Raw genomic sequence first — 11,871 nt, forward strand, 5'->3', positions numbered from 1 at the left:
TCAGCTTAGGATTTCAAAATCACATATCCACCCATTTTTTTCTGAATCTTCCTTGTTCATCTGTAATATCTCATGTAGTTGTTCAAGGTGCCACTCAAAGTCCCACTCAAAGTCCTCAGCCAATGTATGCTCCCCTATAATTTCAATTTTGTCCGCATCGCAATCGGTGCGCAGCAAATCCCAGAAGGCATCCCAGCTTTTCCCATACCAATACGGAAATTCAAAGACCTTTTGAATCCTTTCTTGAAGCTCCACCCAATTTTTGCAGTCTGTTAAATCCAAGGTGATGATTTTCTTTTCGCTCATTTTCAGGGCCTCCTTAAACTATTTCGACAGGCGCTAGCTTAGGATTTCAAAATCGAATTCCCACCCATATTTCGCACTGTTCTCCTTGTTTCTCTGTAATATTTCATGCATTTTTCCAAGATGCCATTCGAAATCCTTAGATAATGTATGCTCTCCTATGATTTCAACTTTGTCTGCATCGCAATCGGTGCGCAGCAAATCCCAGAAGGCACTCCAGTTCTTTCCGTACCAATACGGAAAGTTAAAGACCTTTTGAATCCTTTCTTGAAGCTCCACCCAATTTTCGCAGTCTGTCACATCCAAGGTGATGATTTTCTTTTCGCTCATTTTCAGGGCCCCCTTATACTATTTCGGCAGGCGTCAGCTTAGGATTTCAAAATTGCCTTCCCATCCATATTTTTCTCCCATTTCTTTCCTTCGCTGTAATATTGCATGTAGTTGCTCCAGGTGCCACTCAAAGTCCTCAGACAATGTGTGCTCCCCTAAAATTTCAATTTTATCTGCATCGCAATCGGTACTCAATAAATCCCAGAAGGCATCCCAGCTTTTCCCATACCAATCCGGAAAGTCAAAGACCTTCTGAATCCTTTCTTGAAGCTCCACCCAATTTTTGCAGTGTGTTAAATCTAAGGTGATGATTTTCTTTTCGCTCATTTGCATGGCCCCCTTATACTACTTCGCAGGCGTTAGCTTAGGATTTCGAAATTAAAGGGGGGCCATCCATACAGTTCATTTTCATCTTTATTTCTCTGTAATATTTCATGCATTTTTTCAAGGTGCCATTCAAAATCCTTAGATAATGTATGCTCTCCTATAATTTCAACTTTGTCTGCATCACACTCGCTCCAAAGCAAATCCCAGAAGGCACTCCAGTTCTTTCCATACCAATCTGGAAAATCAAAGACCTTATGAATCCTTTCTTGAAGCTCCACCCAATTTTTGCAGTCTGTTAAATCCAAGGTGATGATTTTCTTTTCGTTCATTTGAAAAGCCTCCTTAAACTATTTCGGCAGGCGTTAGCTTAGGATTTCAAAATCGAAGGGCGACCACTCACAGAGCTTGTGCTCATCTTTATTATCCTGTAAAACCTCATGCATTTTTTCAAGATGCCATATAAAATCCTTAGGTAATGTATTCTCTCCTATGATTTCAACTTTGTCTGCATCACACTCGCTCCAAAGCAAATCCCAAAAGGCATCCCAGTTCTTTCCATAAAAATTCGGGAAGTTAAAGGCCCCTTTAATTCTTTGGTGTAATTCATCCAGCGATTTACAGCCTGTTAAATCCAAGGTGATGATTTTCTTTTCGTTCACTTGAAAGGCCTCCTTAAACTATTTCGGCAGGTGCTAGCTTAGGATTTCAAAATCACATATCCACCCACTTTTTTCTGTATCTTCCTTGTTTCTCTGTAGTATTTCATGCATTTTTTCAAGATGCCATTCAAAGCCTTCAGACAATGTGTGCTCCCCTATAATTTCAATCTTGTCTGCATCGCAATCGGTGCGCAGCAAATCCCAGAAGGCACTCCAGTTCTTTCCGTACCAATCTGGAAAGTCAAAAACCTTCTGAATCCTTTCTTGAAGCTCCACCCAATTTTTGCAGTCTGTTAAATCCAGGGTGATGATTTTCTTCTCGCTCATTTTCAGGGCCTCCTTATAAAATTTCGGCAAAGGTTTCATAGTGATTGTAGGTTACAAAGGTTAAACCATCGTTGGACCAAAGCAGGCGATGCCGATTGCGCTTTCCGCTGTAGTAATTGATATCCGCTTCATGCCAGATGCGGCCGGGAGCCTGCGGTAAATGCCCGTCATCGTTTCTATAGACGCCCATTGTAGCCATTTTCCCCTGTGCGAATTTAACAGGAGACTTTCCTCTCCTCCATCCTAACTCTTCTAGCGCTTCCTTTGAAATATAGTAGTCCGGCAAAGCGGCAAAGCTTTTGATCCACCAATCTGCCCCATTGAAGCCATCTTTGGTTCCCTTTCCTGCCAGAACCGCCTTCATACCCACAATATCGCATCGGCAATTGTAATGAAGGGGCGGTTCCGGTTCGGGCACCTCGTTTATAGCGTAAATCTTGCCGTGCATGACCATACAGAGCCGGCATCGCCTAAAATCGATTTGGGTTATCCAGTGCTTCCAATTGGTGCTTTCTGTAGTGGGCGGGTCATAAAAATCCAGCAGCCCCTTTAAATAAGCACCTGTGGATTCGTAGGGCAATACATACCCACACATTTTTTTGACATACATTTCTGTCACCCCTATTATGTGATAAGGAAAAACTCCTTTCACCTATAGGGATAAAACAGACATAATTTGCGCATAAACAGCTGATTTTTGAAAGTTTTTTAAATTTTATTTAAATTTATGTACTATATAACAAAATTGTAGCACAATAGTTCCATAGGGTAAAGTAGCTTTGCACAAAGCGCTGTTCTCTTTTCCTTGACCCTGAACCTGCTTTGGGGTATACTTATCTTATCTAAAGAAGCCTCTTTGGGGCAATACTCACGAAATAAGGACTGACTATATGGAAAAAACAGCCTTTCGCAATATGATGGCGGTGTATCTCTCAGCTCTGGCCCTGTGCACAGGGCTGCGTTTGTTTCTAAAGTTTCAGATCATCGATCCCTTTTCCGGCTTTTATAACGGCGGGGCGCCTGCTGTCTGGATATTCCGTGGGCTGCTGGTGATCGCCATCGCCTTTTTCCTCTGGAACATGCTGCGGCAAAACACCATCACGTGGTATAGCGCCTTTTACAACGACCGGCCGATGAATCTTACCGCTGTGCTGCTGGGGTTTGCCTGCTTCCTCTATACCACGCAGGTGGTGGGGGATATTTTAACCCAGCGGGAGGTTCACCCGTTTAACAAGGTGGGGAATTTTTTTCTGGCGGGGCTTTGTGTGCTGACCGGCATCGTATTTTTCATTATCGGAACCGGCGGCCTGCGAGCCAACCCCCGGGAGCCCAGTGTGTTCTGGCTGATTATCCCGGTGATCTGGCAGGCTCTTCTGCTGATTATCTCCTTCAATCATACAACAACTCTTGCAACGGTTTCGGATAATGTTTTGGTTTTGCTGTTTTTGGCTTCTTATAATATTTTTCTTTTGGGCCACGCCCGCACCATGTGCAACGTAGGCAGTCTCAAGGGCCGAAACTATGCGGTACCCATGGGCTTGAGCGCTTCTTTGCTGGGCTTTGCAGCTGTGATTCCCGATACGCTCTGGCTTCTTCTGACTCAGCGGCCTCTATCCAGCGGCTTGTTCGGCAAGTGGGGCAGCCTGCTGATTTTCGCCATGAGCCTTTATGCTCTGTGCTTTACCGTGGCTCTTCGCCGTTCGGTGGCCCGTGAGCTGGGCTGATTTACAATACTAAATAGAACACGCAGCACAGGCACAGCCTTTTGAGGGCTGTGCCTTTTTTATTTGCTCGAAGTGCACCGCGACAGCATATAAAAACAACTGTAATATTTTACTATACCAATAAAATGCAACAAGGGCACCGCCTTTTATAGGCAGTGCCCTTGTTTATAATGGTTACACCCCAAACCCTTTTTGCTTAAAAAAGTAAACGCTAAAGGATGATGCAGATCAGGCCGCCGCAGCCCTCATTGATAATCCGCTCAATGGTCTCCTGCAGCTTGATGCGGGCATCCGATGGCATCCGGTAAAGCTTATTGTGCAGTCCTTCGTTGACCAGCTCGTGGAGAGATTTACCGAAGATGTTGGAGCTCCAGATGTTTTCCGGGTGCTCCTCGAAATCCCGGAGCAGATACATAATCAGCTCTTCCGACTGCTTCTCACTGCCAACAATGGGCGAAACCTCGGTGGTAATGTCCGCACGCATCATATGTATTGAGGGAGCGGAAGCTTTAAGCTTAACACCATACCGGCCACCCTGCTTGACAATTTCCGGCTCCTCCAAGGTCAGCTCATCCAAGGCCGGCATCACAATGCCATAGCCGGTGGCGGCCACCTCTTCCAGAGCGCCCTTGATCTTGTCATATTCCTTCTTCACCCGGGCCAGCTCGATCATGCAAGGCATCAGGCCGCCTTCACCGCCGATTTCCAGCCCGGTGACCTCGCCCAGTATCTTATAAAACAGCTCGGAAGGAACGGTGATGGTAATCTGAACGCTGCCGGTTCCCAGATTAATATCTTTGATCTGGTGGGATTGGATGTGCTGGCATTCATTCAAATTCTCAAAAGCAGGCTCTACCTGACTAATGTGCTCAATATCCTTGGCAGACTCCTGAATGGCGCCAAACACATCGGATTTCAGCCAGTGATGTTTATCCAGAGACATAATCCAGCTGGGGATATCCACGCTGACTTCCTTGACCGGGAACTGGTAGAGAACCCCTTTAAGAACCTCTTTGATGTCTTCCTCATCCATTTGGAGGCAGTTGACTACAATAACCGGAACGCTATATCTTTCCATCATCTCTTCCGAAAGGCGGTTGGCCTGCTCGGATTGAGGATAAGCCGAATTGAGAAGAATGGCGAAGGGCTTGTTGATCTCTTTCAGCTCGGAAATAACCCGCTCCTCCGCTTCTTGATATTCCTCACGGGGGATATCGTTGATGGAACCATCGCAAGTGACCACCAGCCCAATGGAGGAATGATCGTTGATCACCTTCTGGGTTCCGATTTCCGCCGCCATGTTAAAGGGAATTTCCTTATCATACCACGGGGTCATAACCATGCGGGGCTGCTCGTTTTCAATATAGCCCAGAGAGCTTGGAACAATGTAGCCCACACAGTCGATCATCCGCACATTCATGGAAGCATTTTCGCCCAGCTTGACATTGACTGCTTCCTCTGGGATAAACTTGGGCTCCGTGGTCATAATGGTTTTCCCGCCGGAGGACTGGGGCAGCTCATCCACCGCCCTCTCCCGTACAAATTCGCTCTCGATGTTGGGAATAACCAGTGTTTCCATAAATTTTTTGATAAAGGTGGATTTACCTGTGCGCACAGGCCCCACCACCCCAATGTAGATGTTGCCATCAGTACGCTTGGCAATATCGGTGTATATGCTACGGTTTTCCATACCCGCTAAATCTCCTTTCGTTGCCACTTGGGCTACTGTATACTTATTTCACTTTCAAGCAGTCCTGCGGGCTGCTTGGGAACCACTGCACACGCAGCGGCTTTTTTCTCCCGCAGGAGCGGGTGAAAGGTGGTGTATAGTTTCTTCACTGGCCTTGCCTCTGCCCGGAATGCTTAATTTTTTATGCAGGGGCTGCCATTTTTAGCGTGAAGTCACTATATAATGGGGATAAGAAGCATACGTTTTTCACCCAGCTCATCGCTTTCCAGCGAATTTTCATCCCAGATGGCGTTTTGGGAGGTATTGTAGCGTTTGGCAATATCCCAAACGGTTTCACCCGGATCGGTGTAGTAAATATAGAGCTTGTTGAAATCTTTCTTTTTGGGTGATTCCTCATTGACCTCCACCTGATCCAGAATATCCCGTTTGAAATCGCTGTAGAGACAACCGCTCACCAGAATATCACAGCGTATATCCACTTTTTCTTTGCCCATAGGTGCAAAGCTGGTGGCAAGAATCGCCGCTTTAGGGGAAAAGTTTGTTCCAGAAGAAGGCTGTGCCGACATATTGTTTTCTACAGAGGCTGGCTGCTCAAAATACATGGTGGAGCCGTCATCCATCTTGGTAAACATGCAGATGTTAAACTTGATGTTCACCTTAATGGCATTATCCTCCAGCTTCCATCCGGTTTGATCCGGCTGGCACCAAACATCCATGACCTTCTCCACATTTTCAGGAAGATCCAAGCTCATTTTATGGGGGATATTCTCCCGCACCACATCGGTAAGCTTCTGGAAGGCAACGGCCTTGCGGTGGCTCTTGCAGTCATACTGGGTGGAGTAGCAATCGGAGGCAACAGGCACCTCCACATGGCGGTGCAGCTTTACCATAGCTTCCAAGCGGGCATCCAGAGAAAGAAGCCGGTATTCGCCATCGCTATCCGCCTTGGGCTGCACATCGCAGGAAAGCACACAAAGCTCTACCATGCAGACACTGTCTTCATCCACGCCATCGCAATCCACAATCTGGCTCAGTGGCAGGCTGTAATCGGTGCACTCCAAATCGTTTTCATCCTCTTTGGATTGATACAGCACATGCACCATCAAATCGCCTTTAACCACCAGTTTGCCGGCCACAATCTTGAAATCCTGCACATTGGCTTGCACATCCGCCCGCAGAACAACGCCCACTGAGCATTTGCCATTGCCGATCTCCAGATCCTCCGATACAGTGAAGGGGCTGCGGCACTGGCCGGTCATCTCGGTGGCATGCACCACATTCTGGCGCAGCTGAACACCACCGCCCTCGCAGCCGCTGACAACGGTTTCTTCCTTGATGCTGATCACCTTGGCAGAAAGGGTCAGGGCACCCCGAACATCCACCCGGCGTTGGTTAACGGCCCGGCAGTTGACATAATCCACCGTAACATCCACTGTCACAACTGGCTTGTTGGGGGCTGAGCGCAAATCGATGGTTTTGCTGAAGGGGATTTTGTACTCTACCTGCCGCACACAAGGTGTTTCGGAGGTATAATAAATTTTGGCGATGGCCATGCCTTCGATGGTCAGGCGGTCTCCTGTCACTGTACTGCTGGACACTGTGGGGGAAATCCCGCATTTGAGGATTTTAACAATGTCTGGGCAATAATCGGGCAGAAGCGCATCGCACTCGATGGGCTGCTCCACAGAACCATCATAGATCACTTCGTTTATGGCAACTGATTGCTTGGATACTTTAAGCTCCATAAAAATCCCTCACCTCTCCTATTTTCTAAAACAAATATATTCGCCTGTTGTCCAATATAGTACAAAAAAGCCATTGTCTTTCTCAAAGAGAAAAAATAATGGCACAAACTATAGGCACACTTGCCGCCAACTTACTGTATAACAGTTTTGAAGCTATAGAAGTATACAAACAAAAGACCGCTGCTCTCTTTAAAGAGAAAGCAACAGCCTTTTTATGCTTTGGAAGTCTATTGAATACAGCCAAGGGCGTTGGGCAAAGAGAAAGGGAAATTTCAAAGCCTGTTTATATGTACTGCGAAAAACCGGGGAACACCTCTTTGGGGCTTCCCCACACTTTCTATTTCCTCAGCCGGGAATATCCGCCTTAATCCAATGAGACGCTGAAATATCTTTTTCTGATAAATGGGGCCCTTTTTTTAACAGCGCTGCAAAGGAGGTTCAGGCGTGTTGGGAGGAAAAATTTTTTAATCAGCCTCTTTTTTGATTTTAAAAATAAGCCGCAGAAGCGGACTGAGAAATCGAGGGCTTTTAAATACGACAATCTTCAAACCAATACACCACCTTTGCAATCAGTATGAAATAAAAAGAATTCCCAGATAGATCAGCGCAATGGCTGCGAGCAGAAGCGCCAGCCTTAAAGAACAAATCAATGCCAAAAGCATTCCTGCGCCAAAAGCAATTAACATTGTAACGGTTCTTTCACATCGGAATCTTCTTTGGCACCTTCTTCCCACTTTCTTCACCCCACACGAGTATTTGCCCCATATTACCAAGCACAGCTCAAATCGATCGGCTGTTTAATCTGTGTTTGGCATGAATTAAAATGTGACCTTGGTTTAGTATACGCAAGGAAGGCCATTTGTGTTAAAGGGGATTTCTTTAAAAATGCCTTTACTGCCCCAACGGAGCAAAATTGCCTTGTCCAACTGCAAAAAAGGCTTCCTTTTTTACCACGAGGCTGTCACCCATACAGCATTTGTGGGATCTGCCCGCAAGCGGTAGTTATTTGATGAAAATTATGATACAATATTTGCAAGGCAGAAATTGTATCATCTTATGCTCTGCCTGCGATCATGGGTAATTCTACCATAACGCTTTACTTTCATGTTTGAGAGAATTGTGTCGGATACAGCCAAGAGCTAAAGCCCAAATTTACATTCAGCCTAATTTTGGATCTGGGGGGTACCAAGGGGGAACAAAGCGCTTGCATTTTCTGCGAAAAATGTATAGGTGGCTTGCGCTAAGCTCCAGCCACAAAGCGCCTTATGGGGGAACCAGTTCCCCCATAAACCCCCTCCGGCCTCCGGCGGGGCAAGAGCAAATAGCCTTTTTTTCTTTGCATCCATTCTTTTTCTTTTAAAAAGAATGGATGTGCCAGCCGCACGGCATGAGTGCGGAAGTGCTGAATATCAACTCCATTGGGCCGTGAAAGGTATTTTTGCGGCGTAATATCGCTAAAATCCGCTATTTCTTATGCAAGGCGATTCACTTCGCTTATTTTTCAACACCGAGGTGGTTTCATGAATGAAAATCAAGTGCCCGGCGCCTCCTACAGCTCGGCGCCAGAGGGTTCCCCATATCCCAACCCACAGCAGCAATTCCGGAAGATGCTGCGGGGCAACTCCAACACTGTGGGCTTCGGGCTGTTGCTTAATATTGTAATCAGCCTTTTTCTGCCGGTTCTGCTGGGCTTTGGAGCCGGTTTTATTTCTTTGGATATTGATACGCTCTCCATTTCGGTGGATGACCAAAGCATCGCCTATCATTTAGGCAACCTGATTACCTACATTGTAGCCTTTTTAGGGCCCGGGCTGCTGATGGCAGCAGTGGTGGGCATTCCTGCCAAGGCGGCGATCCCCCGCAAGCCGGTTCCGGCAGGGCTGATTGCGGCGGCCGCCTGTGTGAATCTGGCTGTTGTGGTGGGCGGAGTATCCCTGGCCAGCATGCTTTCAGTATTTCTGGAAAGTGTGTTTGGGCTTGTGCCTACCATGGCGGATATCAGCCTGCCGGAAGATCCGGTGGGCATTCTTCTGAACTTTGCTCTTATTGGCATTGTAGCCCCCATTTGTGAGGAGCTGGTATTCCGTGGTGTTGTCATGCAGTCTCTGCGGCGTTTCGGAGATGGCTTCGCACTGATCGGTTCCTCCATTTTGTTTTCCTTTGCCCACGGCAATCTGGTGCAGGGGCCCAATGCTTTTATATCCGGTCTGGTGATGGGATATTTTGTGCTGCGCACCGGCTCTGTTGCAACGGGCATCTGGATGCATCTGGTCAACAACAGCTTAGCGATGATTTTTGAGCTGCTGCTGCGCAGCATTCCCGGTGGCGACAGCCTTTATGGCTTGATGCTGCTGTTCTATCTGGCATTGGGTGCAGCAGGCTTCTTGTGGATGCGGCTGCGGTATCCTAACTTTTATGTTTCGCTGCCCCGCCGCCTGCCTGTATCGGAAGGCTGGAAATATAAGCACTTTTTCACCACGCCCGGTTTTATTCTCTATTTTCTGGCGGTGCTGGGCATTACAATGGTGAATTTCCAGTAGTGGCAATACCTTTATTTAATGCCTACTGAACAATTCAAAAATGTAGCAATAGCAATACTTTAACGGCGTTTTTGAATTGTTTAGGTGCAAGGTTTTTTGCCGAATATGACAAAAAACCTTGCACAAGGGATTTGCGGCGTGTGTCCGCAAATCCTTTCAGGGCAGCCAACCAATGGTTCTGAAACGGCAAAATAGGCCTATTTTGCCGTCAGACAGAGCAAAAGTCGCTCTGTCTGCAAATGCGCTTCGCAAAACGCATTTGTTCAGTGGACATTATTTAAACGGGAGGCAGACAGGATGTTTGACCCCAAGGCTACACCCAATCATCGCTTTATGACACTGGCTTTGGAGCAGGCTAAGCGTGCCCTTTCTCTGGGAGAAATCCCGGTGGGAGCGGTTATCGTGCAAAATGGAGAGGTCATCGCCACCGGCTATAACCGGCGGGAAACCGATCAATCCGCTGTGGCTCACGCAGAGCTTTTGGCCATTCAAACTGCCTGTGAAAAGCTGGGAAGCTGGCGGCTTCGCAATTGCCGCCTGTATGTAACACTGGAGCCCTGCCCCATGTGTGCCGGTGCTATCCTGAATGCCCAGCTGGAGCGGGTAATTTTCGGTGCTTACAACCTGCAAACCGGCTGTATGGGCTCGCTGGTGAATTTAGCGGAGCTTCCCTTCAATCATCGGCCGGAGGTTTATGGTGGTGTGCTGGAGGAACCTTGCCAACAGCTTATGGATACTTTTTTCGCTCAACTGCGTAAATGATCTTACAAAAGCAAAGCCCCGCCTAGTAGAGGGAACAACTTCTCCCACAGGCGGGTCCTTTTATTTGATTTTATTCGTTCTAATAGAGCCCTGCGGCCTTCCAGCCCAGATGCAAAACATTGGATGAAGCCAGATTGCGGATAATCTCCCGCTCCTGCTTATAGCCACGGCTCAGGCGCAGCTCCACCACCGTTTCCAGCTTATCGCAGGAAACTGCAATGTAAACAAGGCCCACGGGTTTTTCCTCGGTACCGCCCTCCGGCCCGGCAACACCGGTGGTGGAAAGGCCGATATCCGCACCGGCAAGAGCCCGAACCCCTCTGGCCATCTCAAGGGCTGTCTCCTGTGAAACAGCGCCATGGTCAGCCAAGGCTTGAGCGCTGACACCCAGCACCTTTTCCTTAATGGCATTTTCATAGGCGCAGATGCCGCAGCCAAAAACCTGCGAGCTTCCGCTGACCTCTGTAATCCGCTTGGAGACCCAGCCACCGGTGCAGCTTTCAGCTGTTGCCACCGTGAGCTTCTTTTCCATTAAGCGCTGAACCAGCGCATTTTGCAGGGTCTGCACATCCACACCGTAAACATACTCCGGGAATACGCCGCAGATTTCCTCAATCATAGGCTGTGCAAGACGGTTGGCCTCCTCGAAATTGGCTCCGCTGGCGGTAACCCGAACCAGCACCTCCCCTTCCTTAGCATAGGGAGCGGCCGTGGGATTGGTGTTGTTGACCATGGTTTCCCGCAGGCGTTCCTCCATAGCGGATTCACCAATGCCAAACATATGGACCGTATGGGAAACCAATGTTGTCTTGGCTTTTTTCTGCAAATAGGGCAAAACCTGACTCTGGAACATGGAGGTCATTTCCCGAGGCGGGCCGGGGAGCATAATGGCAATCTTTTCACTGCCTTCCAGCTGGCCCTCTACAGCCAATCCAGGGGCAGTGCCTGCCTCGTTGGGGAACACAACGGCGCCCTTGGGCATATAAGCCTGCTTTTTGTTGTTATCGGTCATGGGGCGGCCGACCTTGTGAAAAAAGCAGGTCATCGATTTGAGGGAAGGCTCATGCAGCTCCATTTCCCGGCCAAAAAACTCGGCTACTGTTTCTTTGGTCAAATCATCGTAGGTAGGGCCAAGGCCGCCGGTCATGATCACCATATCCGAGCGGGAAAGGCTCAGAGCCAGAACCTCCTTGAGGCGCTGGGGATTATCACCCACAACGGTCTGGTAATAGCAGTTAAAGCCGCAAAGGGCCAGCTCTTTGGAAAGATACGCCGCATTGGTGTTGACGATATCCCCCAAAAGAATTTCTGTGCCCACGCACAGGATTTCAACATTCATACATTTTTGCTCCTTTGGATGAAAATGGCAGGCCAAGAGTACTTTTTTGAGAAAGAGCCTGCTGTATAGTCAAAAGCAATCCACAGGGTATTTTTACCGTATTCCTCCGGTATAGTCACCGAATT

The 11,871-nt window shown here is 47.9% G+C and carries 13 protein-coding genes; 3 read left to right on the forward strand and 10 right to left on the reverse strand.

The window, feature by feature from the left end; translation table 11 throughout:
* The 7 genes from U6B65_08975 to U6B65_09005 are packed head-to-tail and all read right to left on the reverse strand — an operon-like array spanning window position 1 to window position 2,556.
* Window positions 1-306, reverse strand: a complete 306-nt coding sequence (locus U6B65_08975) for a barstar family protein (GenBank protein WRS26475.1) — start codon at window positions 304-306, stop codon at window positions 1-3.
* A gap of 33 nt (window positions 307-339) precedes the next feature.
* Window positions 340-633 carry a barstar family protein gene (locus U6B65_08980; GenBank protein ID WRS26476.1) on the reverse strand — a complete coding sequence of 98 codons (294 nt, stop codon included), beginning with the start codon at window positions 631-633 and terminating at the stop codon, window positions 340-342.
* A 33-nt stretch (window positions 634-666) separates the two neighbouring features.
* Complete coding sequence (locus U6B65_08985; GenBank protein ID WRS26477.1) at window positions 667-960, reverse strand: barstar family protein; 294 nt, start codon at window positions 958-960, stop codon at window positions 667-669.
* Between the two features lie 32 nt (window positions 961-992).
* On the reverse strand, window positions 993-1,289 hold the full coding sequence (locus tag U6B65_08990) for a barstar family protein (protein WRS26478.1): 297 nt from the start codon (window positions 1,287-1,289) through the stop codon (window positions 993-995).
* Window positions 1,290-1,322: 33 nt separating this feature from the next.
* On the reverse strand, window positions 1,323-1,619 hold the full coding sequence (locus U6B65_08995; protein ID WRS26479.1) for a barstar family protein: 297 nt from the start codon (window positions 1,617-1,619) through the stop codon (window positions 1,323-1,325).
* Window positions 1,620-1,652: 33 nt separating this feature from the next.
* Window positions 1,653-1,946: a barstar family protein gene (locus U6B65_09000; GenBank protein ID WRS26480.1), complete on the reverse strand. Its 294-nt coding sequence runs from the start codon at window positions 1,944-1,946 to the stop codon at window positions 1,653-1,655.
* 13 nt (window positions 1,947-1,959) lie between these two features.
* Window positions 1,960-2,556 carry a ribonuclease domain-containing protein gene (locus U6B65_09005; protein ID WRS26481.1) on the reverse strand — a complete coding sequence of 199 codons (597 nt, stop codon included), beginning with the start codon at window positions 2,554-2,556 and terminating at the stop codon, window positions 1,960-1,962.
* Between the two features lie 280 nt (window positions 2,557-2,836).
* Between U6B65_09005 and U6B65_09010 the strand changes: the two genes are divergently transcribed.
* On the forward strand, window positions 2,837-3,670 hold the full coding sequence (locus U6B65_09010) for a hypothetical protein (protein WRS26482.1): 834 nt from the start codon (window positions 2,837-2,839) through the stop codon (window positions 3,668-3,670).
* A gap of 211 nt (window positions 3,671-3,881) precedes the next feature.
* On the opposite strand, the gene spoIVA is transcribed toward U6B65_09010, so the two are convergent.
* Both spoIVA and U6B65_09020 read right to left on the reverse strand, forming a co-directional pair.
* Window positions 3,882-5,360, reverse strand: coding sequence for a stage IV sporulation protein A (gene spoIVA / locus U6B65_09015; GenBank protein ID WRS26483.1), 1,479 nt, complete (start codon window positions 5,358-5,360; stop codon window positions 3,882-3,884).
* Window positions 5,361-5,575: 215 nt separating this feature from the next.
* Window positions 5,576-7,105 carry an SPOCS domain-containing protein gene (locus U6B65_09020; protein ID WRS26484.1) on the reverse strand — a complete coding sequence of 510 codons (1,530 nt, stop codon included), beginning with the start codon at window positions 7,103-7,105 and terminating at the stop codon, window positions 5,576-5,578.
* A gap of 1,520 nt (window positions 7,106-8,625) precedes the next feature.
* Between U6B65_09020 and U6B65_09025 the strand changes: the two genes are divergently transcribed.
* Window positions 8,626-9,645, forward strand: a complete 1,020-nt coding sequence (locus U6B65_09025; GenBank protein ID WRS26485.1) for a CPBP family intramembrane glutamic endopeptidase — start codon at window positions 8,626-8,628, stop codon at window positions 9,643-9,645.
* Window positions 9,646-9,942: 297 nt separating this feature from the next.
* Window positions 9,943-10,407, forward strand: a complete 465-nt coding sequence (locus tag U6B65_09030; GenBank protein WRS26486.1) for a nucleoside deaminase — start codon at window positions 9,943-9,945, stop codon at window positions 10,405-10,407.
* 79 nt (window positions 10,408-10,486) lie between these two features.
* Here U6B65_09030 and U6B65_09035 read toward each other — a convergent pair whose 3' ends face one another.
* Window positions 10,487-11,746 (reverse strand): competence/damage-inducible protein A, encoded by a 1,260-nt coding sequence (locus tag U6B65_09035; protein ID WRS26487.1) that lies wholly within the window; start codon window positions 11,744-11,746, stop codon window positions 10,487-10,489.
* Window positions 11,747-11,871 lie beyond the last annotated feature (125 nt).

The sequence above is a fragment of the Oscillospiraceae bacterium MB08-C2-2 genome (assembly GCA_035621215.1).
Lineage (GTDB): Bacteria > Bacillota > Clostridia > Oscillospirales > Ruminococcaceae > WRAV01.

Bases quoted from the DNA above. Each gene is read 5' to 3' on its own strand.
- U6B65_08975 (WRS26475.1), bottom strand. From the start codon at position 306: ATGAGCGAAAAGAAAATCATCACCTTGGATTTAACAGACTGCAAAAAT.
- U6B65_08980 (WRS26476.1), bottom strand. From the start codon at position 633: ATGAGCGAAAAGAAAATCATCACCTTGGATGTGACAGACTGCGAAAAT.
- U6B65_08985 (WRS26477.1), bottom strand. From the start codon at position 960: ATGAGCGAAAAGAAAATCATCACCTTAGATTTAACACACTGCAAAAAT.
- U6B65_08990 (WRS26478.1), bottom strand. From the start codon at position 1,289: ATGAACGAAAAGAAAATCATCACCTTGGATTTAACAGACTGCAAAAAT.
- U6B65_09000 (WRS26480.1), bottom strand. From the start codon at position 1,946: ATGAGCGAGAAGAAAATCATCACCCTGGATTTAACAGACTGCAAAAAT.
- U6B65_09005 (WRS26481.1), bottom strand. From the start codon at position 2,556: ATGTATGTCAAAAAAATGTGTGGGTATGTATTGCCCTACGAATCCACA.
- U6B65_09010 (WRS26482.1), top strand. From the start codon at position 2,837: ATGGAAAAAACAGCCTTTCGCAATATGATGGCGGTGTATCTCTCAGCT.
- spoIVA (WRS26483.1), bottom strand. From the start codon at position 5,360: ATGGAAAACCGTAGCATATACACCGATATTGCCAAGCGTACTGATGGC.
- U6B65_09020 (WRS26484.1), bottom strand. From the start codon at position 7,105: ATGGAGCTTAAAGTATCCAAGCAATCAGTTGCCATAAACGAAGTGATC.
- U6B65_09025 (WRS26485.1), top strand. From the start codon at position 8,626: ATGAATGAAAATCAAGTGCCCGGCGCCTCCTACAGCTCGGCGCCAGAG.
- U6B65_09030 (WRS26486.1), top strand. From the start codon at position 9,943: ATGTTTGACCCCAAGGCTACACCCAATCATCGCTTTATGACACTGGCT.
- U6B65_09035 (WRS26487.1), bottom strand. From the start codon at position 11,746: ATGAATGTTGAAATCCTGTGCGTGGGCACAGAAATTCTTTTGGGGGAT.